The organism is Streptomyces sp. NPDC096205, from assembly GCF_044763135.1.
Classification (GTDB): Bacteria; Actinomycetota; Actinomycetes; order Streptomycetales; family Streptomycetaceae; genus Streptomyces.
Map to the genome: position 1 here is coordinate 91,731 of NZ_JBIWFS010000014.1, position 19,928 is coordinate 111,658.

General features: G+C 70.7%; 17 protein-coding genes and 1 other RNA gene. 6 read left to right on the plus strand and 12 right to left on the minus strand.

Annotated features, from left to right (window positions below; all coding sequences use genetic code 11):
• Nucleotides 1-208 precede the first annotated feature (208 nt).
• From ACIQ6Y_RS38350 to ACIQ6Y_RS38370, 5 genes are read left to right on the plus strand one after another with little or no spacing between them, the layout of a single operon-like run.
• On the plus strand, nucleotides 209-1,510 hold the full coding sequence (locus ACIQ6Y_RS38350; RefSeq protein ID WP_404047230.1) for an ABC transporter substrate-binding protein: 1,302 nt from the start codon (nucleotides 209-211) through the stop codon (nucleotides 1,508-1,510).
• Entirely contained in the window at nucleotides 1,507-2,415 is a 909-nt protein-coding gene (locus ACIQ6Y_RS38355) for a carbohydrate ABC transporter permease (protein ID WP_404047233.1), read from the plus strand. The genes ACIQ6Y_RS38350 and ACIQ6Y_RS38355 overlap by 4 nt, the downstream gene beginning before the upstream one ends.
• Nucleotides 2,412-3,236 carry a carbohydrate ABC transporter permease gene (locus tag ACIQ6Y_RS38360; RefSeq protein WP_404047236.1) on the plus strand — a complete coding sequence of 275 codons (825 nt, stop codon included), beginning with the start codon at nucleotides 2,412-2,414 and terminating at the stop codon, nucleotides 3,234-3,236. The genes ACIQ6Y_RS38355 and ACIQ6Y_RS38360 overlap by 4 nt, the downstream gene beginning before the upstream one ends.
• A gap of 11 nt (nucleotides 3,237-3,247) precedes the next feature.
• Nucleotides 3,248-5,497: an alpha-xylosidase gene (gene yicI / locus ACIQ6Y_RS38365; protein ID WP_404047239.1), complete on the plus strand. Its 2,250-nt coding sequence runs from the start codon at nucleotides 3,248-3,250 to the stop codon at nucleotides 5,495-5,497.
• On the plus strand, nucleotides 5,497-6,504 hold the full coding sequence (locus tag ACIQ6Y_RS38370) for a LacI family DNA-binding transcriptional regulator (RefSeq protein ID WP_404047242.1): 1,008 nt from the start codon (nucleotides 5,497-5,499) through the stop codon (nucleotides 6,502-6,504). The genes yicI and ACIQ6Y_RS38370 overlap by 1 nt, the downstream gene beginning before the upstream one ends.
• Nucleotides 6,505-6,507: 3 nt before the next feature.
• On the opposite strand, the gene dacB is transcribed toward ACIQ6Y_RS38370, so the two are convergent.
• From dacB to ftsE, 8 genes are all read right to left on the minus strand, one after another.
• Entirely contained in the window at nucleotides 6,508-8,097 is a 1,590-nt protein-coding gene (gene dacB / locus ACIQ6Y_RS38375) for a D-alanyl-D-alanine carboxypeptidase/D-alanyl-D-alanine-endopeptidase (RefSeq protein ID WP_404047245.1), read from the minus strand.
• Between the two features lie 29 nt (nucleotides 8,098-8,126).
• Complete coding sequence (locus ACIQ6Y_RS38380) at nucleotides 8,127-9,095, minus strand: alpha/beta hydrolase family esterase (RefSeq protein WP_404047248.1); 969 nt, start codon at nucleotides 9,093-9,095, stop codon at nucleotides 8,127-8,129.
• 67 nt (nucleotides 9,096-9,162) lie between these two features.
• The gene (locus ACIQ6Y_RS38385) at nucleotides 9,163-10,047 is read right to left on the minus strand and encodes a DUF4232 domain-containing protein (protein ID WP_404047251.1); all 885 of its coding nucleotides are present in this window, start codon (nucleotides 10,045-10,047) and stop codon (nucleotides 9,163-9,165) included.
• A 98-nt stretch (nucleotides 10,048-10,145) separates the two neighbouring features.
• Nucleotides 10,146-10,514, minus strand: a transfer-messenger RNA (tmRNA) gene (gene ssrA, locus ACIQ6Y_RS38390).
• A gap of 96 nt (nucleotides 10,515-10,610) precedes the next feature.
• Nucleotides 10,611-11,153 carry an SsrA-binding protein SmpB gene (smpB, locus tag ACIQ6Y_RS38395; RefSeq protein WP_404047375.1) on the minus strand — a complete coding sequence of 181 codons (543 nt, stop codon included), beginning with the start codon at nucleotides 11,151-11,153 and terminating at the stop codon, nucleotides 10,611-10,613.
• A 58-nt stretch (nucleotides 11,154-11,211) separates the two neighbouring features.
• Nucleotides 11,212-12,375: a S41 family peptidase gene (locus ACIQ6Y_RS38400; RefSeq protein ID WP_404047254.1), complete on the minus strand. Its 1,164-nt coding sequence runs from the start codon at nucleotides 12,373-12,375 to the stop codon at nucleotides 11,212-11,214.
• A 67-nt stretch (nucleotides 12,376-12,442) separates the two neighbouring features.
• Nucleotides 12,443-13,360 carry a permease-like cell division protein FtsX gene (gene ftsX / locus ACIQ6Y_RS38405; protein WP_404047257.1) on the minus strand — a complete coding sequence of 306 codons (918 nt, stop codon included), beginning with the start codon at nucleotides 13,358-13,360 and terminating at the stop codon, nucleotides 12,443-12,445.
• A gap of 37 nt (nucleotides 13,361-13,397) precedes the next feature.
• On the minus strand, nucleotides 13,398-14,087 hold the full coding sequence (gene ftsE, locus ACIQ6Y_RS38410; RefSeq protein ID WP_399642071.1) for a cell division ATP-binding protein FtsE: 690 nt from the start codon (nucleotides 14,085-14,087) through the stop codon (nucleotides 13,398-13,400).
• A 194-nt stretch (nucleotides 14,088-14,281) separates the two neighbouring features.
• Here ftsE and ACIQ6Y_RS38415 point away from each other — a divergent pair, with 194 nt between their 5' ends.
• Nucleotides 14,282-14,476, plus strand: coding sequence for a hypothetical protein (locus tag ACIQ6Y_RS38415; protein ID WP_404047263.1), 195 nt, complete (start codon nucleotides 14,282-14,284; stop codon nucleotides 14,474-14,476).
• 64 nt (nucleotides 14,477-14,540) lie between these two features.
• Here ACIQ6Y_RS38415 and ACIQ6Y_RS38420 read toward each other — a convergent pair whose 3' ends face one another.
• The 4 genes from ACIQ6Y_RS38420 to ACIQ6Y_RS38435 form a co-directional block, all read right to left on the minus strand.
• Nucleotides 14,541-15,209: a hypothetical protein gene (locus tag ACIQ6Y_RS38420; RefSeq protein ID WP_404047266.1), complete on the minus strand. Its 669-nt coding sequence runs from the start codon at nucleotides 15,207-15,209 to the stop codon at nucleotides 14,541-14,543.
• Between the two features lie 302 nt (nucleotides 15,210-15,511).
• Nucleotides 15,512-16,615, minus strand: coding sequence for a peptide chain release factor 2 (gene prfB, locus ACIQ6Y_RS38425; protein ID WP_404047269.1), 1,104 nt, complete (start codon nucleotides 16,613-16,615; stop codon nucleotides 15,512-15,514).
• Nucleotides 16,616-16,727: 112 nt separating this feature from the next.
• Nucleotides 16,728-17,966: a serine/threonine-protein kinase gene (locus tag ACIQ6Y_RS38430; RefSeq protein WP_404047272.1), complete on the minus strand. Its 1,239-nt coding sequence runs from the start codon at nucleotides 17,964-17,966 to the stop codon at nucleotides 16,728-16,730.
• 130 nt (nucleotides 17,967-18,096) lie between these two features.
• Nucleotides 18,097-19,758: a serine/threonine-protein kinase gene (locus tag ACIQ6Y_RS38435; protein WP_404047275.1), complete on the minus strand. Its 1,662-nt coding sequence runs from the start codon at nucleotides 19,756-19,758 to the stop codon at nucleotides 18,097-18,099.
• Nucleotides 19,759-19,928 lie beyond the last annotated feature (170 nt).

Sequence of the window (19,928 nt, forward strand, 5' to 3'; positions counted from 1 at the left end):
CACGCCACCCGCGGCACCCACCGCTGACCCTCGCCACCCGCCGCCGCTGACACGGATCTCCGCAACAACCACTCCCGTCCGACCCATTGACGCCCACCCCGCCCCCACATACCTTCCTCCGTCGAAGCGCTTCGACGCCCCTCATCGAATCGCTTCGACGGGCCAAGCCCCGATGCACCATCCGGCTCCCCTCCCCAGGAGGCACAGGATGTTGACGGCAAGAAGGCGTACGGCGGCGGCAGGCACGGTGATCCTCGCGGGATCCCTGCTGCTGGCCGCCTGCGGCGGCGGCAACGACGGCGGAAGCGACGGCAACAGCACCACCCTCCGCCTCTGGCACTACGAGGCCCCCAACAGCGCGATGGGCATCGCCTGGGCCGAGGCGATCAGAGAGTTCGAGGCCACGCACCCCGGCGTGCGGGTCACGTACGAGGAGAAGGCGTTCGAGCAGATCCAGAAGACCGCCCCGATGGTCCTCAACTCCTCCGACGCGCCCGACCTGATGGAGTACAACAAGGGCAACGCCACGGCCGGCCTGCTCTCCCGGCAGGGCCTGCTCACCGACCTCACCCCCGAGGCCACCGAACGCGGCTGGGACGACAAGCTCGGCCCCGGGGTGCGCACGACCAGCCTGTACGACGCGAACGGCGTGATGGGCTCCGGCAAGTGGTACGGCGTGCCGAACTACGCCGAGTACACGATGGTCTTCTACAACAAGGACCTGTTCGCCAAGTACAAGGTCCCCGAGCCGAGGACGTTCGACGAACTGACCGCGGCGATGGACACCTTCGCCGAGCACGACGTCACCCCGCTGGCCAACGCGGGCGCCGAGTACCTCGCCCAGCAGTACCTCTACCAGCTGGCCCTGTCGAAGGCGGACCGCTCGTGGGTCGACGCCTACGAGCTGTACCGGGGCGAGACCGACTTCCACGACCCGGCCTGGACGTACGCCGCGCAGACCTTCGCCGACTGGGTCGACAAGGGCTACCTGGCCGGGACGTCCAGCGGCACCAAGGCCGAGGAGGCGGGCGTCTCCTTCCTCCGGGGCAAGGCTCCGATCCTGTTCTCCGGCAGCTGGTGGTACGGCCGCTTCCAGGACGAGGCCGCCTTCGACTGGGGCACCTTCCTGTGGCCCGGCTCCGACCTCACCCTCGGCTCCGGCGGCAATCTGTGGGTCGTCCCCCAGAGCGCCGAGAACAAGGAACTGGCCTACGACTTCATCGACATCACCCTGTCGAAGAAGATCCAGAACCTGCTCGGCAACAAGGGCGGCGTCCCGGTCGCGGCCGACCCGAGCGCCGTCACCGACCCGAAGGCGAAGAAGCTCATCGCCGACTTCAACACCCTCACCGCCCGGGACGGCCTCGCCTTCTACCCGGACTGGCCGGTCCCCGGTTTCTACGACGTCCTCGTCTCCGAGACCCAGAAGCTGCTCACCGGCAGCACCGAACCGGACGCCTACCTGGACGCCCTTCAGGAGGCGTACGACAAGGGCGCGCCCGAGCGATGACGAGCACGACAGACGTGACAAGCCGGCTGCGCCACTCCTACGCCCTGTTCCTGCTGCCCGGTGCCCTCGCCTTCCTCGCGGTCGTCGTGCTGCCGTTCGCGATGAACACCTACGTCGGCTTCACCGACTGGCAGGGCGTGGGCACCCCGCAGTGGTCGGGACTCGCCAACTACCGTGAGCTGCTGGACGACAGCGAGTTCTGGGCGTCGTTCCGGCACAGCCTGTTCATGGTCCTGGCGATGGCCGCCGTGCCGACGGCGCTCGGACTCGTCCTGGCCGCCGCCCTGTTCGACTACATCGGCAAGCACTTCGGCACCCGTACGGTCACCGTCCTGCGCGCCTGCTTCTACCTTCCGCAGGTGCTGCCGATCGCGGTCGCAGGCATCGTCTGGAGCTGGATCCTCGCGCCGGAGAACGGCTCGCTCAACGAGCTGCTGAAGGCCGTGGGACTCTCCTCCTGGCAGCAGGACTGGCTCGGCGACCCCGACCTCGCCCTGTACAGCGTCATGGGCGTGATGGTGTGGGTGCAGATCGGCTTCCCGCTGGTGGTGTTCATGGCGGGACTCCAGCGGGTGGACCCGCAGTTGTACGAGGCGGCCGAGCTGGACGGGGCGGGCTGGTGGCGCCGCTTCGGGCACATCACGCTGGCGCAGATCCGCGGGGAGATCTACGTCGTGCTGACCTGGTGCACGATCGCGGCGCTGAAGGTGTTCGGCGCGGTGTACGTGCTGACGAAGGGCGGGCCCGGCGGGGCCACGAACGTGCCCTCCTACTTCTCCTTCACCACGTTCTTCGAGAAGACGCAGGTCGGCTACGGCGCCGCGATCTCCACCGTGCTCACCGTGCTCATCCTCGCGCTCTCGCTGGTCGGGCTGAAGCTCCAGACCCGCGCGGAGGAGTCATGACCAGGGCCCTGCGCCGCTACCCGGTGCTGATCGCGCTGTGCCTCGCCGCGCTCTTCATGGTCGTGCCGTTCCTGATCGTGGTGATGAACGCGGTCAAGTCGCCCGCGGAGTACGCGCAGAACGGCCCGCTCAGCCTCCCCGAGGGCATCCATCTGGACGGCCTGGAGAACTTCTGGGAACGGGTGGACTACCCGCGCAAGCTGCTCAACTCCCTCCTCATCAGCGGGTCCGTGGCCGTGCTCGCCGTGGGCCTGTCGGTGCTGAACGCGTACGCGATCGGCATAGGCCGGATCAGGGGCCGCACCTGGGTGCTGGCGTTCTTCGTGCTGGCCAACACGCTGCCGCAGGAGGCGCTGGTCTACCCGGTCTACTACCTGAGCAAGGAACTCGGCCTGTACGACACCAGGCTGAGCGTGATCATCGTGTTCACGGTGCTGCAGACGGCGTTCGGCACGTATCTGCTCTCCTCGGTCCTCGGCCGGTTCCCGCGTGAGGTGATCGAGGCGGCCCGGATCGACGGGGCGGACAAGTGGCAGATCCTGTGGCGGGTCGTCGTCCCGGTCAGCCGGCCCACGCTCGGGGTGCTGATGGTCTTCTTCTTCGTCTGGACCTGGAACGAGTTCCTGCTCCCCCTGGTGATGCTGATCTCCAACGACAACCAGACCGTGTCCGTGGCCCTCGGCGTGCTCCAGGGCCAGCGGCTGATGGACGCCACGATGACCAACGCGGCCGCCCTGCTCGGTGTGCTGCCCGCCGTCGTCTTCTTCCTCGTCTTCCAGCGGACGCTCACCCGCGGCATCGCCGTGGGAGCCGTGAAGTAAGGACACCCCACGTGAAGTTCACCGATGGTCACTGGCTGCTGCGCGAGGGCGTCACCGCAGCCCATCCGGCCGAGGTCCTCGACGTCACCGCCGAGGACGGCCGGCTGGAGATCCACGCGCCGACCCAGCCCGTCCGCCACCGCGGCGACCTGCTGAAGGGACCGGTCGTGACGATCAGCGTGCACACCCCGATGCCGGACGTCATCGGCGTCACCCTCACCCACTTCGACGGCGAGCGGCCGGCCGGCCCCGCGTTCGCCCTCGCCGAGGAGAAGTGCGCCGCGCACACCGCGTACGACGACGAACACGCCACCGTCACCTCCGGCGCCCTCTCCGTACGGGTCTCCCGTACGGGCCCCTGGCAGGTCGACTTCCTCGCGGGCGGCCGCACCCTCACCTCCAGCGGCCCCAAGGGCATGGGCATCATGCGGGACGGAACCGACGCCCACTATCTGCGCGAGCAGCTGGACCTCACCGTCGGCACCTGCGTGTACGGCCTCGGCGAACGCTTCGGCCCGCTCGTCAAGAACGGCCAGGTCGTCGACATCTGGAACGCCGACGGCGGCACGTCCACCGAACAGGCCTACAAGAACGCCCCCTTCTACCTCACCGACGCCGGCTACGGCGTCTTCGTCGACCACCCCGGCAAGGTGTCCTTCGAGGTCGGCTCGGAGACCGTCTCCCGCGTCCAGTTCAGCGTCGAGGCCCAGCAGTTGACGTACTACGTCATCCACGGGCCCACCCCGAAGGAGATCCTGCGCCGCTACACCGCCCTCACCGGCCGCCCTGCCCTGCCGCCCGACTGGTCCTTCGGCCTGTGGCTGTCGACCTCGTTCACGACGTCGTACGACGAGAAGACCGTCACCTCGTTCATCGAGGGCATGCGGGAGCGCGAACTTCCGCTGTCGGTGTTCCACTTCGACTGCTTCTGGATGCGCGAGCTGAACTGGTGCGACTTCCAGTGGGACACGCGGGTGTTCCCGGACCCGGAAGGGATGCTGGCCCGGCTGCACGAGAGGGATCTGCGGGTCAGCGTGTGGATCAACCCGTACATCGCGCAGCGCTCCCCGCTGTTCGCCGAGGGCAGGGCGCTCGGGCATCTGCTGAAGCGGCCGGACGGCAGCGTGTGGCAGTGGGACCTGTGGCAGCCGGGGATGGCACTGGTCGACTTCACCAGCCCGGCCGCCCGCGACTGGTACGCGTCCAAGCTGGAGGCGCTGCTCGCGCAGGGCGTGGACTGCTTCAAGACCGACTTCGGCGAGCGGGTGCCGGTCGACGTGGTCTGGTCGGACGGCTCCGACCCGGAGCGGATGCACAACTACTACACGTATCTGTACAACCGGACCGTCTTCGACGTGCTGCGGCGGCACCGCGGCGAGGGCGAGGCCGTGCTGTTCGCCCGCTCGGCGACCGTGGGCAGCCAGCGGTTCCCGGTGCACTGGGGCGGCGACTGCGAGGCGACGTACGAGTCGATGGCGGAGTCGCTGCGCGGCGGACTCTCGCTCGGTCTGACCGGGTTCGGGTTCTGGAGCCATGACATCGGCGGCTTCGAGGGCACGCCCACACCCGCCCTGTTCAAGCGGTGGATCGCCTTCGGCCTGCTGTCCTCGCACAGCCGGCTGCACGGCAGCTCCTCCTACCGGGTGCCGTGGCTGTTCGACGAGGAGTCGGTGGACGTGCTGCGGCACTTCACCCGGCAGAAGCTGCGGCTGATGCCGTATCTGTACGAGGCCGCCCGCGTCGCGCACACCGAGGGCGTGCCGGTGATGCGGGCGATGGTCCTGGAGTTCCCGGACGACCCCGCCTGCACGCATCTGGAGCGGCAGTACATGCTCGGCCCCGACCTGCTGGTCGCGCCGGTGTTCGCCGACTCCGGCGAGGTGTCCTACTACGTGCCGGAGGGCACCTGGACGCATCTGACGACCGGCGAGACGGTCACCGGGCCGCGCTGGGTGCGTGAGCGGCACGGCTTCACCAGCGTGCCGCTGCTGGTCAGACCGGGCGCGGTGATCCCGGTGGGCGCGGTCGACGACCGGCCCGACTACCCGCACGCCGAGAACGTCACCCTGCACGCGTACGGCCTGGAGCGCGGCGCCCAGGTGGCGGTCCGGGTCGGGGACACGCACTTCACCGTCGTGCGGGAAGGGACCGCCCTGCGGGCCTCGTGCGGCGATCCGGCCGCACCCTGGGCGCTGGCGGCCGGGGAGCGGATCGTGCGGGCGCCGGCCGGGACCGGGTTCCTGCTGCTGGAGCTGGACTGATGGTCAAGATCACCGATGTGGCGCGGCGCGCCGGGGTCTCCCCCAGCACCGTCTCCTACGCCCTGAGCGGCAAGCGCCCGATCTCCGAGGAGACCCGGCGGCGCGTCGAGGAGGCCGTCCGCGAGCTGGGCTACCGCCCGCACGCCGGGGCCCGCGCGCTGGCCAGCAGCAAGTCGAACGTGCTGGCGCTGGTGGTGCCGCTGCGGGCGGGCATCCATGTGCCGGTCGTCATGCAGTTCGCGGTGTCCGTGGTGACCACGGCACGGCGCTACGACCATGACGTGCTGCTGCTGACCCAGGAGGAGGGCGACGACGGGCTGCGCCGGGTCGCCGACACCGCGCTGGTGGACGCGCTGATCGTGATGGACGTCCAGCTCGACGACCCCCGGCTGCCGCTGCTGCGCTCGCTGGAGCGGCCCTCGGTGCTGATCGGGTTCCCCGCCGAGCCGGCCGGGCTGACCTGCGTCGACCTGGACTTCCGGGCGGCCGCCGAGGCCTGCGTGGACCATCTGGCGCGGCTCGGGCACCGGGTGGTGGCGCTGGTGGGGTCGCCGCCGGAGGTGTATGTGCGCCGGACGGCGTTCGCCCAGCGGGTGGTGCAGGGCTTCACCGCGGCCGCCGACCGGGCCGGGATGTCCTCGCGGGTGCACCCCTGCGAGGTCGCGCCCGCCGCCGCCCGCCGGGTCGCCGAGCAACTGCTGCGCGCCCAGCCCGCGCTGACCGGGGTGGTGGTGCACAACGAGGCCGTCCTGGAGCCGCTGGTCGAGGCGTTCGAGCAGCTCGGGCTGCGGGTGCCCGGCGATCTGTCCGTCACCGCGATCTGTCCGGACGACCTCGCCGAGTCCGTGCGGGTGCCCGTCACGTCCGTCGCGCTGCCGACCGCCGAGCTCGGCACCCGCGCGGTGGAACTGCTGGTCGGCAAGCTCGCCGGGACGCCCGTACCGGGGGCCACCTCGCTGCGGCCCCGGCTGACGGTACGGGCGTCCACGGCGCCCCGCACGCCGTGAGGTTCAGCAGCGGGCGGGCTTGGCCCAGGCGCACTCCAGGCCGCTGTCCGGGCCGCTGCCCGGGGCGGTGCTCCGGACGGTCGCGGGCGTCGCCGCCTCATCGGCGGTGGAGCGGGCCAGGGTGACGACGACGGCGTCCTCCAGCGGCTTCACCGACGAGGCCTGGTAGTTGTTCAGCACGATGCTGTAGACGAGTTCACGCCCGTCCGCGTCGGTGACGTACCCGGACAGCGCCGAAGCCCCGGTCAGCGAGCCGGTCTTGGCGCGGGCGTTGCGTGCGGCGGGCGTGTTGCACATCCGGGTGCGCAGGGTGCCTCCCACGAACCGGGCGGGGTCGCAGGCGACGGGCAGGGACCGGTACCAGTCGGCGTACCAGGGCTCGGCGCGGACGGCGAGCAGCAGCCGGGTGAGCTGGGCCGCGGGGAAGTTGTCCATGCGGGACAGGCCCGAGCCGTCGACCTGGCGGACGCGGGCGGTGTCGACGCCGACGCCCTTGAGGTAGCCGGAGACCGCGGCGAGCCCGGCCGGCCAGGTGCCCTGCCCGGACACCTTGTACCCCATGGCCTTGGTGAGGGCCTCGGCGTGCATGTTGTTGGACAGCTTCATGAACGGGATCAGCAGGTCCTTCAGCGGCATGGACGCGTGGGACGCCAACTGCCGTGCGCCGGAGGGGGTCTGCCGTCCCAGCCGGGTCGGCCCGGTGACCCGTACGCCGTGCGCGGCGAGCGCATCCCGGAAGACGGCCGCGGCGTAGCCGGTGGGCTCCCACACGGTCACCCACTCCTTGGCGCCGGAGCCGCCGACGGGTGTGGTGCCGGTGACATGGAGGGTGTTGCCGCCGTGCTCGCGCTCGACGGTGAGGTCGTTGGCCCCGCCCGCCGCGACCGTGGTGGCGTCGACCCGTACGTCGACGTAGTCGGTGTCGGGTGTGACGGTGACGGACGGCTCGTCGCCGGCCTTCGCCCCCGGGGTGACGGTGACGATGACCGTGCCGGTGTCGTAGTCGGTGTCCGGGGCGACGCTGAGCGCGCTGATCTGGGCGGAGTAGTACGACGACTCGTCGTCGGCGGCCCAGGAGCGGCCCAGGCGCTGGTCGTCGAAGCGGGTGTCGTCGGCGAGGAGCCGTCCCTCGACCCGGGTGACGCCCGAGGCGGCGACGTCGGCGGCGAGCCGGTCGTAGTCGGCGGCCAGCAGCGTGGGGTCGCCGGTGCCGCGCAGATACAGGTCGCCGACGAGGGTGGAGCCCACGCGGCGCCCGCCCGTGAGCACGTCGGTGGTGAACCGGTGCTCGGGGCCGAGGATCCCCATCGCGGCGGCGGAGGTGGCGAGCTTGGTGTTGGAGGCGGGCATCAGGCGGGTGGTGGGCAGATGGCTGTACAGCACGTCACCGCTCGCCGCGTCGGCGACGACGACGCTCGCGATGCCGCCCTCCATGCGCGGGTCGCCGAGGATGGTGTCGATGGCCTCGGGCAGGCCGGTGCGGTCGGCGTCCGCACCGGCCGGTGCCCCGGGCCCGAGGACGGCGGCGGCGAGCACCAGCGTCACGGGCCAAGTCCACAGTCTCTTGGGAAGGTTGATGCCGGGTCTGCTCATGCCTCAGGAGCATCCCGGATGACGGGGACCTACGACAGACCCCACGCGCGGCTCATACGAGAGGCCGCGCACAGGTTCACGTCGAGCAGATAGGCCCCGGCCGTCCCGCACTGCTCGCTCCCGCTGCCCGGATCGACGGGCTGCCCGTGCCCCATCCCGGTGAGGCTGTACGTCTCGACGACCGGCCGCCCGGCCGGGTCCCGGAACACCTGGTGCGGGTAGCCGGCGACGGTGTCGGAGACGTCCGCGGTCTGGTCGGCGCCGTGCACATCGGTCCACTGCCGCATCAGGTCGGTCATGTTGACCGGCTTGACCGTGTAGTCGGCGCTGCCCTGGAAGACGGTCAGCACCGGCCAGGGCCCGGTGTACCCGGGCCGCGCCGCCCGCACCCGGTCGCCCCACTGCTTCGGGGTCTGCGTGGCCCCGACGTACATGCACACGTACGGCGACCCGGCGGCCTGCGCGCACCCGTGGGGCAGCCCGGCGACGACCCCGCCGGCCGCGAACTTCTCCGGGTACGCCGCCATCATCACGGCCGTCATCCCGCCTCCGGCGGACAGCCCGGTCACGTACACCCGGGAGGCGTCCCCGCCGGTGTCGGCGAGCTGCCGGTCGACCATCTGCGCGACGGACGCGGCCTCGCCCTGGCCGCGCTGGATGTCGCCGGTCTGGAACCAGTTGAAGCAGGCGGAGGAGTTGTTGGCGGCCTGCTGCTGCGGCAGGACGACGGAGAAGCCCCAGCGGTCGGCCAGTTGCAGCCAGCCGCTGCCGGTCCCGTACCCGGACGCGTTCTGCGTACAGCCGTGCAGTGCGACGACGACGGGCCGGCCCGCGGGCAGCCCGTCGGGGACGTACCGGTACATCTTCAGGGCCCCGGGGTTGGTCCCGAACCCGGTGACCTCCTGGAGGGAGGCGGCGGACGCGGGCACCGGGGTGAGCAGGACGGCGAGAAGGGCCGTCAGGACGGCGATGAGGCTTGCGGCTCTGGTCTGTGTCATGGGAAGGGAACGTAGAACCGTGAACCAACGGCCGATATGGAGTGGGACCCCACAAGGGGCCCTCCGGCTATGGGCGGCCGGAACTCTGGACGCCGCTGTCGTCCTTGCGCCATGCCCCGACGCCGAGCCGCCCGGTCGTGCCGAGGTCGAGCTCCGGCGTCACGATGACCGGCCGCGCACCGGACTTGGGAACCAGCCGGACGTAGGGCACGTTCACCGCCTCGCCGAACTGGGTGGTGTTGCGCCAGGCCAGCGTGGCCGCCGCGCCCTCACCGGGCTCGAGGACGACGGGCCGAGGCCCGCCCTCGCCGCCGAGACCGGTGCTGATCTGCTCGGTCCCCTTCAGTATCCGTACGCCCTTCACGGAGTCATGCGCCTCGTCGAGGAGCTCGATTTCGGGGTAGCCGTTCAGCTCGTACGGCGTGCTGCCGCAGTTGACGAGATGCAGCCCGACCACGCGCAGCCCCATGGCGGCGTCGCCCTGGTCGGCGTACACATGCACCCCGGAGGCCGGGCACGGCCCCGACGCGGAGGGCGCCTCGGCGGCGGGCACGCTGCGCACCTTGAGGACCTTGAGGTCGGACACCTGGGACCACGCCCCCAGATCGACGGCGCTCCAGACGGTCCTGCCCGGGCCGACCGACGCGACGACGTGCTCCACGGTGTCGCCTCCCAGCTCCGAGACGAACCCGAGGGTGACGGTGAAGGCGGCGGCCTGGGTGCTCCGGTTCGTCACCTCGATCTCGGCGGAGGCCTGGGACCCGCAGGTGTCCAGTGCGACGACCTTCACGCCGTCCTCCGGCGACGGGTCGGGAGCGGGGCTCGGACCCGTGGACGGGCCGCAGGTCGCCGGGCCTGTGGTGCTCTGCGGCGAGGCCTGCTCGGAGCCGCACGCGGCGAGCAGCAGGACACCGGCGAGTGCGGCGGGAACGGCACGAAGACGTATCGGCATCCGCTCACCCCATCACATGGGATCACCACATGACACAGGCCCCGCCGCTCGGAAGCGACGGGGCCTGTGCCCACATGGGGTGTGCCCCCGAAAGGGGCTGGTGGAGATGGCGGGAATCGAACCCGCGTCCAACGGTGCGGAATCAGGGCTTCTCCGTGTGCAGTCTGGTACGAGTTTCTCAGCCCTCCGGATCACCCAGACAAGTCCGGAACGGGCTCAGTCACTGTTAGATTTCCCTCTTCACCCCGTGACCGGGATCAAGGTTTAGTTCCCTAGCTGATGCCAGGATCCGGGACGGGAACAGGCCCGGGCTGACACTTCGCGAGTCGCTGATCAGGCAGCGAGGGCGAAGGAATCGCGCTTGGTGTTGGCGATTATTTGTTTCGGCCTGTGGTTTACGAGATCATGGCCGCTTCCTCGACACGCTTCCCCTGCTTCGACAGCCGCTGTCGAAACCGATCATCCCCATGTTGATTTTTCAATCTGCACACCGGTCGTCCGGCCGGTGCTGCTGCCATCGTACGTGACGAACGCACGCCTGTGCCAGCGTATTCCCGGCGGGGCTACGCGCCCCGCTGCCTGCGCTTCGCCGCCGCGATCGCCCGGTCCGACTCCCGGCGGTCCTGCTGCTCGCGCAGGGTCTGGCGCTTGTCGTACTCCTTCTTGCCTCGCGCGAGAGCGATCTCGGCCTTCGCGCGGCCGTCCTTGAAGTACACGGCGAGCGGCACGATGGTGTGACCCGTCTCCCCCGCCTTGACCTCCAGCTTGTCGATCTCCTCGCGGTGCAGCAGCAGCTTGCGCTTGCGGCGCGCGGAGTGGTTGGTCCAGCTGCCCTGGCTGTACTCGGGGATATGGGCGTTGTGCAGCCACGCCTCGCCCCGGTCGATCTGGACGAACCCGTCGACCAGCGAGGCACGGCCCTGACGCAGCGACTTCACCTCGGTGCCGGTCAGCACGATGCCGGCCTCGTAGGTGTCGATGATCGCGTAGTCGTGCCGCGCCTTCTTGTTCTGGGCGACGATCTTGCGCTTGCCGCCCTTCTCGCCGTCCTTGGCCTTGGCGGCCGTCCCGCCCTGCTTGGGCTGGGACTCCTTGGGTACGTACATTCCCTTGCTCATAGTGCCGTCCATTTTCGCACTACACAGGGGTCCGACGGGAAGCCGTTTACTGCTTGCCCAGTCCGCTCAGCACCGTCTCGGCCCGCTTGAGGGCCTCCCCGTCCGCCTCCAGGTCGGGGGTGATGCCCCGGCCGTCGACGCCCCGGCCCGCCGGAGTGCGGTAGTGGCCGACGGTCAGCTCGGCGACCGAGCCGTCGGGCAGCCGGCTCGGCATCTGCACCGAGCCCTTGCCGAAGGTGCGGGCGCCCACGACGACCGCCCGGCCGCGGTCCTGCAGGGCGCCCGTGACCAGCTCGGCCGCGCTCATGGTGCCGCCGTCGACCAGGGTGACCAGGGGTTTCTCGGTGTCGCCGCCGGGCTTGGCGTGCAGGGCGCGCTGCTCGCCCTCGACGTCGTAGGTGGCGACCAGGCCCCCGTCGAGGAAGGCCGAGGCGGCGCTGACGGCCTCGGTGACCAGGCCTCCGGAGTTGCCGCGCAGGTCGAGGATGATCCCGCCGGGACGGGCCTGCCGTACGGCGCCCCGCACCCGCTCGCCCGAGCCCTTGGTGAACGCGGCGACCTTGATCACGGTGACCCCGCCGGGCAGCCCCCGTACGGTCACCGGCTCCGTGGACAGGCTCGCGCGGCGCAGGGTGACGCTCCACGCGCGTGTGCCGCGCTCCAGGCCGAGCCTGACCGTCGTACCGACGGCCGCTTCGGTGGCGTCGCCGCGCAGCAGGGAGACGACCTCGGTGACCGGGCGCCCGTCGACCGTGCGGCCGTCTACGCTGCGCAGCCGGTCGCCCTCGCGGATGCCGGCCCCGTCGGCCGGTGAGCCCGAGCGCACCCGGGCCACCTCGATCCGCCCGTCCCGCTCGCGCCGGGCCCACAGCCCGACGCCGGTGTAGCGCCCGTCCAGGGCCTCGGTGAACTCCTCGTACTCGCCCTCCGAGTACACGGCCCCCCACCGGTCCCCGCTGCGGCTGACCGCGCGCTCGGCGGCCTCCTCCGGGGACTTGCCGTCGGCCATCGCCTCGGCCGCGGCCTCGGCCACCTCGTGCCGGCTGACCGACGCGGCGGCGGTCCGGCTCACCTCGGGCTCGGGTCTGCGCTCCTCACCGGGCAGTGCCCCGGTCGCCGCACCGGCGGCCAGCACCCCGGCGAACACCAATGTCAGGGCAGCCCCGCGGCCGACGCGGCGGGGCTGACAGAACAGGTCACGACCTGACATGGCGGTGAGTCTAGGACAACGGCAAGGGCCGTACGGTCGGTTGACCGTACGGCCCTCGGGGCGTGCGTCACACCTTCAAGTACTTGCGCAGCGCGAAGAACGCGGCCAGCGCGGGCATCAGCAGGCTGGTCACCAGGATCAGCGGGAGGGTGCCGAGGACGGCGTCCCAGCCGATGAAGTTGATCAGATTGAGCTTCTCGGACAGGGCGAGGCCGTGGTCGATGATGAAGTAGCGCGTGGCCACCAGGAAGGCGCAGGCCACGCTGCCGCCGATGAGTCCGGCGACGGCCGCCTCCGCGATGAACGGCGCCTGGATGTAGAAGCCGGAGGCGCCGACCAGGCGCATGATCCCGGTCTCCCGCCGACGGCTGAACGCCGAGACGCGCACGGTGTTGACGATCAGCATCAGCGCCACCACCAGCATCAGCGCCATGACCGCCCGAGCCGCCCACTTCATGCCGTTGAGCAGCTCGAAGAGGTTGTCCAGGATGCCCTTCTGGTCCTGCACGGACTGCACGCCGTCACGCCCGTTGAACGCGGTGGCGACGACGTTGTACTTCGTCGGGTCCTCGAGCTTGATGCGGTACGACTCCTGCATCTGGTCCGGCGTCAGGGAGCTGGCCAGCGGGGAGTCGCCGAACTGCTCCTTGTAGTGCTTGTACGCCTCGTCCTGCGACTCGTACGTCACCTTCTCGACGACGTTCATCTTGTCGAGGCTCGCGAGGATCTCCTTCTTCTGATCCTCGGTGACCGCGCCCTTGGCGCAGTTGGGGTCGGACTCGGCGTCGCTCTTGTTGCAGAGGAAGATCGAGACGTTGACCTTGTCGTACCAGTAGCCCTTCATGGTGTTGACCTGATCGCTCATCAGCAGCGTGCAGCCGAACAGCGCCAGGGACAGGGCGACGGACACGACGACGGCGAAGGTCATCGTCAGGTTGCGGCGGAGACCCACACCGATCTCCGACAGTACGAACTGGGCGCGCATGGCGTCTGGTCAAGCCTTTCCGTGGAGCAGTCGGTCGTCAGTGCTGGTAGCCGTAGACGCCACGTGCCTGGTCGCGCACGAGGCGGCCCTTCTCCAGTTCGATGACGCGCTTGCGCATCTGGTCCACGATGTTCTGGTCGTGCGTCGCCATCACCACGGTCGTGCCGGTCCGGTTGATCCGGTCGAGCAGCTTCATGATGCCGACGGAGGTCTGCGGGTCGAGGTTGCCGGTGGGCTCGTCCGCGATCAGGAGCTTGGGCCGGTTCACGAACGCCCGCGCGATGGCCACGCGCTGCTGCTCACCGCCGGACAGCTCGCCCGGCATCCGGTCCTCCTTGCCACCGAGGCCCACGAGTTCCAGCACCTGCGGCACGGACTTGCGGATCTCGCCCCGGGACTTGCCGATGACCTCCTGCGCGAAGGCGACGTTCTCCGCCACCGTCTTGTTCGGCAGCAGCCGGAAGTCCTGGAACACGGTCCCCAGCTGGCGGCGCATGTGCGGCACCTTCCAGTTGGAGAGGCGCGCGAGGTCCTTGCCCAGTACGTGCACCTGCCCGTGGCTGGCCCGCTCCTCGCGCAGGACCAGCCGCAGGAACGTGGACTTGCCGGAGCCGGAGGACCCCACGAGAAAGACGAACTCGCCCTTCTCCACTTCCAGGGACACATCCCTGAGTGCGGGGTGGCTCTGCTTGGGGTAGACCTTGGAGACGTTGTCGAATCGGATCACGGGTGCACCACGGGTCGCCGGGGGTAGATGTGCGTGACCATACGCGAACCGGGTGCGCAACCGCAGGCTCCGGGAGCGGTTGTGTGTACCTTGTTCGTTTTTGCGCACCGGAAGAACCTGGCACAGTGGAGGGGGAACGTTCTCACCCCCGGGCGCGTTCTCAGGTAAGGACCCGGCACTAGGAGGGCGAGCGCATGACGTACGACCGGTTGGTGTGCGCGAACTGTGCCGCCCCTGTGGCGGAGGGTCGCTGTCCGGTGTGCCGTGCGAACAGAGAGCGACTGCAGCAGGAGAACTTCTTCGCCGGTCTGAACCCCATGGCGCTCATCGCGCTGCTGGCCATCCTGATCGCCGCTGTGGCGCTGCTGGCCGCCCACCAGACCGTGTGACGCCGAAGGGCCCGGAGCGCGAGCTCCAGGCCCTTGGAACTGGCGTGAGAGACGCCGGCCGCCGTCAGGCAGCCGCACCGCCCCGGCCGCCGACCAGTCGCGGCAGGATGCGGAAGCCGATACCGCCGGCGATCATCGTCGCGGCGCCGATCACCAGGAAGGTGGTCTGCGCGGCACCCGTCTCGGCGAGCTCCTGGCCGCCGCCCTGGGCGGTGGTGTCGGAGCCCGTGCCGGTGCCGGTGCCCGTACCGGTGTCCGTGCCGGTGTCGGTCAGGGACGAGGAGCCCTCGCCCTGCGCCGAGTCGCCGGAGCCACCGTTCGGGTCGGTGTTGTTGCCGGAGCTGCCGTTGCCCTGGCCGTTCCCGTTGCCGTTGTTGCCGTTCCCGTTGCCGTTACCGGTGCTCGGGTCCTCCGAGGGGTCCTCGGTCGGGTTCGGGTCCTCGCTGGGCTCCTCGGTGGTGGGCTCCGGCTCCTCCGTCGGCTCCGTCGGCTCCTCCGTGGGCTCCGGCGGCAGGTCCGTCGGAAGGTCCGTGGGGATGTCGGTCGGCAGGCCGGTGTTGGTCGGGTCCGGCTCCGGGTCGGGGCTCGGGGACTCGTCGGCGCACAGGATGCCGAGGACGCACTCGTCGGACTCGGCGGCGGAAGCGGCTCCCGCGGCGGTCAGCGAGGCACCGGCGGCGATCACGGCACCGGCCGCTATGCGCGCGACTCGGATCCGCGTCTTGTTGGTCATCAGGCTGCTACCCCCAGTAGCTGATCGTCGATGAGGCGGCGCTCGGGACGGTGATCAACGGAGGTAGTCGGATCGAAGCGAAGCCCCCCGGTTCACATGCGTCCCAGGAATACGCATGCCACGCTTCACCCTTCCCATTTTTCAAAGCAACGTCAAGGCCGTTGCGTACGCATTGCCCAATTCCGGTGCGCGATGCCGGAATTCACCCCTGTGAGCGTCCTGCGAAACCCGGACAAACGCCAACCGCCCCCGAAAGCGAGGGCGGTTGGCGAATCGATCATCAAACTGTCAAATCGACAAAGTTACTTCTCCTGCTGCTTGCGCCAGCGAATGCCGGCCTCCAGGAAGCCGTCGATCTCCCCGTCCAGCACGGCCTGCGGGTTGCCGACCTCGAACTCCGTCCGCAGGTCCTTGACCATCTGGTACGGGTGCAGGACGTACGAACGCATCTGGTTGCCCCAGGAGCTGCCGCCGTCCTTGAGGGCGTCCATCTTGGCCCGCTCCTCCTGGCGCTGCCGCTCGAGCAGCTTCGCCTGCAGAACGTTCATGGCCGTGGCCTTGTTCTGGATCTGCGAGCGCTCGTTCTGGCAGGAGACGACGATGCCGGTGGGCAGGTGCGTGATGCGGACCGCGGAGTCGGTCGTGTTGACGCCCTGGCCACCGGGCCCGGAGGACCGGTAGACGTCGATGCGCAGATCGGACTCGTCGATGTCGATGTGGTCGGTCTGCTCGACGACCGGAAGCACCTCGACGCCCGCGAAGGAGGTCTGGCGGCGCCCCTGGTTGTCGAAGGGCGAGATCCGCACGAGGCGGTGGGTGCCCTGCTCGACGGAGAGCGTGCCGTAGGCGTACGGCACCTGCACGGAGAAGGTGGTCGACTTGATGCCGGCCTCTTCGGCGTACGACGTCTCGATGAGCTCGGTCTTGTAGCCGTGGCGCTCCGCCCAGCGCAGGTACATGCGCTGGAGCTGCTCGGCGAAGTCGGCGGCGTCGACGCCGCCCGCCTCGGCACGGATGTTCACGAGCGCCTCGCGGGCGTCGTACTCACCGCTCAGCAGCGTGCGGACCTCCATCTCGTCCAGCGCCTTCTTGACGGCCGCGAGCTCGGACTCGGCCTCGGCACGGGTGTCCGGGTCGTCCTCCTCCTCGGCCATCTCGAACAGCACGGAGAGATCGTCGATCCGCGAGCGCAGGGCTTCGGCCTTCCTCACCTCCGCCTGGAGGTGGGACAGCTTGCTGGTGATCTTCTGCGCCTCGTCCGGGTTGTCCCACAGGGACGGCGCGGCCGCCTGCTCCTCGAGCACGGCGATGTCTGCCCTCAGCTTGTCGAGGTCCAGAACGGCCTCGATCGACTCCATGGTCGAGGAGAGGGACTTGAGCTCTTCGGATACATCGACGACTGCCACGCTCCCAGCGTAACGGCTCCGCCGGGCGGCGAGGTCCGTGAGTGGGGTTCACAGGCGGTGAGCGCGGTTCACAGGGGGAACGGGGCCGGGGTCCGGGGCGGAGCCCCGGGGCTCAGGGGGACGCCGGGGACGAGGAGCCGCGGTCGTCGGAGGGGGTGCCCGGGTCGTCGCCCGAGGTGGCCGCCCATGTGCCGACTCCCACAGCGGCGACCAGGGCCACCGCGGCGGCCCCCAGCGTCAGCCGGCGCCTCCGGGTGGCGGACCGGTGCCGGGCGGAACCCGGCCGGGGCGCGCCGGAGGCCCGCGGCGCACGGGCCGTACCCCGGGCGCCGCCGGCCAGCTCGTCGGGCGCGGGCACCCTCATCGACGTATGCGTGTCACGGTTGGAGTCGGGCTTCGCGCCCGGGACCAGCGACACGGCCCCCTTCCGCTCCCGCGCCGCAGGCACCTCGCCCCGTCCGGTCACGCCCCCCGCGGACTCCTCCTCGGGCTCGCTGTCCGGCTCGTCCACGTCCAGCGGCGGCATCCCCGTCAGGGTCGGCAGCTGCTCGCGCAGCCGGGCGGCGAGCTCGGAGGCGCGCAGTCGGGAGGCCGGTGCCTTGGCCAGGCACTGGACGAGCAGCTGCCACAGCTCCTCCGGGATGCCGGGCAGCGGCACGACCGTCTCGGTCACATGCCGCCGCAGCACCGCGCCGGGATGCCCCCCGCCGAACGGCGTGAACCCCGCCAGCAGCTCGTAGAGCACGGTCGCGAGCGCGTAGATGTCGACGGCCGCGCGCGGCGGCAGCCCCTCGACGATCTCCGGCGCGAGATAGTCCGGCGTGCCGATGATCTTCGTGGCGCGGGTGCGGCGCGGCGAGTCGATGAGCTTGGCGACGCCGAAGTCGGTCAGCAGGGCCGGGTGCGCCCCGCCGGGCCCGAGCGGGCCCTGCATGTCCAGGAGCACGTTCTCCGGCTTGACATCCCGGTGCACGACCCCGGCCGCGTGCGCCGCGGCGAGCCCCTCGGCGACGTCCGCGACGATCGCCACGGCCGCCTCGGGGGCGAGCCGCCGCTCCCGCTCCAGGCGGGTGCGCAGATCGGTGCCCCGGACCAGGTCCATGACGAGCGCGAGGTCGTTGCCGTCGACCACGAGGTCGCGTACGGAGACGATGTGCGGGTGTTCCAGGCCGAGCAGGGCGGTGCGCTCCTGTACGAAGCGCCCGACGAGCTCCTGGTCCGACGCGAGGTCCTCGCGCAGCAGCTTGACGGCGACGGGCCCGTCGGGGCCCTCGCCCAGCCACACCGTGCCGGCGCTGCCCCGCCCCAGGATCTGGTTGGCGGTGTACCGGCTGCCGATCTTCCGTGCCAAGACTGCTCCTACAGACGCGTGTTGTCGTTAAAAGTACGCGTCCGACGAGCCAACCTTCACCGCCGAGGCATAAATCACCCGCCAGGTGTCGACAAATCCACAGACTCACCGTCACCGGCGGCCTGCGGTGCTACTGCGAGGAGTTCCCGCCGAGCTCCCCGATCCAGTCCGAGACCGTGCCGAACCAGTCGCTGATCTGCTCCCAGTAGCCCTTGCCGGTGCCGATCCAGTCCTGCAGCGGGCTCAGCTCCCAGATGAGCCAGCCCGCCACGAACAGCACGACGATCATGACCAGGCAGCCCTTGAGGCAGCCGAGCCCCGGGATGCGCACCGGGTTGGCGCTGCGCCCACGCGGCTGCCGGGGCTCGCGCACCGGCGGCTGGGGCTGCTGCGGCTGCGGGGGCGCCGCGGGGGCGTACCGCTGCGGCTGCGGCGCCGGAGGCTGGGGCGTCTGGTAGCGCTGCTGCTGCGGATGGCCGTACCCGGGCGGCGGTCCCTGCTGCGGGCGCTGCTGCTGAGGCTGCTGCGGGCGCGGCTGCTGCTGCGGCCGGGCCACCTGCCGCTGGGGGCGGCGGCGCAGCGGGTCCTGGTTCGGGTCGAGGTACTGGACCTGCGTCTGCTCGTTGCGGTCGCGGGCCGCGCGCAGCTGCGACTGCCAGGGGTGCGGCTCCTCGGGCGCGCCGGGCTGCCCCTGCGGCACCGGCGGCATGACCGCGGTCGGGTCGGCCGCCCCGGTGTTCGGCAGTACGGCGGTGGGGTCCGCGGCACCGGCCGGGCCGGTGTGCGGCAGCACGCTGGTGGCGCCGTTGGGGTCGTAGGCGCCCTGCCCGCTGTGGGGCAGCACCTGCGTGGCGTCGGCGGCGCCCGGTACGGCGGCGGGGGCCGGGTCGGGCGCGAGCAGCGCGCCGACGTTCTCGGCGGCGGCGATCTGCGCCGAGTTCGCGTGCACCCCGATGCCCTCGGCGACCACGCGCAGGGCACGGGCGAGGTTCTCCGCGCTGGGGCGGTCGTCGGGGTTCTTGCGCAGACAGCGCTCTATGACCGTCCACAGCGGCTCGGGCACGGTGGAGGGACGGCGCGGCTCGGCGCTGAGGTGCTGGTGCAGGACCTCCAGGGCGGAGCTGCCGGAGAACGGCGGACGGCCGGTGACCAGCTCGTACAGCAGGATGCCGGCGCCGTAGATGTCCACGGCGGAGGTCTGCGGACGGCCCTCGGCGGACTCGGGAGCCACGTACGCGGGCGTGCCGACGAACTCGTGGGTGCGGGTCAGGCCCGGCGAGTCGGCCAGGCGGGCGATGCCGAAGTCGGTCAGCAGCGGGTGCATCTCGCCGCCGGCTTGCGCGAGCAGGACGTTGGCCGGCTTCAGGTCGCGGTGGACCACTCCGTCGGCGTGGCTGGCGGCGAGCGCGTCGGCGATCTGCGCGGTGAGCAGCGAGGCCGCGACGGGCGTGAAGGGGCCGTTCTCGCGGAGGTAGCGGTGCAGGTCGGGGCCGTCGACGAGGTCCATCACCAGGGCCAGCAGCTCGCCCTCGACGACCAGGTCACGGACCCGGACGATGTTGGGGTGGGTGAGCCGGAGCAGGACCGAGCGCTCGCGCAGGAAGCGCATCACGATGTCCGCGTCGCTGGCGAGCTCTTCCTTGAGCACCTTGATCGCGACGGTCTCGCCGGGCTGGCCGGGCACGGCCGCCTCGGCACCGGCCGTCTCCCGCTGGCGGGCTCGCCAGACGGTTCCCGTGGCGCCGCGGCCGAGCGGCTCCTCGAGGAAGTACTTGCTGCCGACTGGCCGCACGTCACGCGCTCCCTGCTGCTTGCCCGAAGAGTGTCCCGATGTTCCGACCCACTGTAGTGCTGTGCGGATCGAAGCAGAGGTTCGAAGGAAAGACGTCGGCGCCGTTCCTTTTGGTTGCCCGGGCCGGGCGTGACCGATCTCTACTGATCGTCCGCGTGACCGGGATCAGG

Bases quoted from the DNA above. Each gene is read 5' to 3' on its own strand.
- ACIQ6Y_RS38350 (WP_404047230.1), top strand. From the start codon at position 209: ATGTTGACGGCAAGAAGGCGTACGGCGGCGGCAGGCACGGTGATCCTC.
- ACIQ6Y_RS38355 (WP_404047233.1), top strand. From the start codon at position 1,507: ATGACGAGCACGACAGACGTGACAAGCCGGCTGCGCCACTCCTACGCC.
- ACIQ6Y_RS38360 (WP_404047236.1), top strand. From the start codon at position 2,412: ATGACCAGGGCCCTGCGCCGCTACCCGGTGCTGATCGCGCTGTGCCTC.
- ACIQ6Y_RS38370 (WP_404047242.1), top strand. From the start codon at position 5,497: ATGGTCAAGATCACCGATGTGGCGCGGCGCGCCGGGGTCTCCCCCAGC.
- dacB (WP_404047245.1), bottom strand. From the start codon at position 8,097: ATGAGCAGACCCGGCATCAACCTTCCCAAGAGACTGTGGACTTGGCCC.
- ACIQ6Y_RS38380 (WP_404047248.1), bottom strand. From the start codon at position 9,095: ATGACACAGACCAGAGCCGCAAGCCTCATCGCCGTCCTGACGGCCCTT.
- ACIQ6Y_RS38385 (WP_404047251.1), bottom strand. From the start codon at position 10,047: ATGCCGATACGTCTTCGTGCCGTTCCCGCCGCACTCGCCGGTGTCCTG.
- smpB (WP_404047375.1), bottom strand. From the start codon at position 11,153: ATGTACGTACCCAAGGAGTCCCAGCCCAAGCAGGGCGGGACGGCCGCC.
- ACIQ6Y_RS38400 (WP_404047254.1), bottom strand. From the start codon at position 12,375: ATGTCAGGTCGTGACCTGTTCTGTCAGCCCCGCCGCGTCGGCCGCGGG.
- ftsX (WP_404047257.1), bottom strand. From the start codon at position 13,360: ATGCGCGCCCAGTTCGTACTGTCGGAGATCGGTGTGGGTCTCCGCCGC.
- ACIQ6Y_RS38415 (WP_404047263.1), top strand. From the start codon at position 14,282: ATGACGTACGACCGGTTGGTGTGCGCGAACTGTGCCGCCCCTGTGGCG.
- ACIQ6Y_RS38420 (WP_404047266.1), bottom strand. From the start codon at position 15,209: ATGACCAACAAGACGCGGATCCGAGTCGCGCGCATAGCGGCCGGTGCC.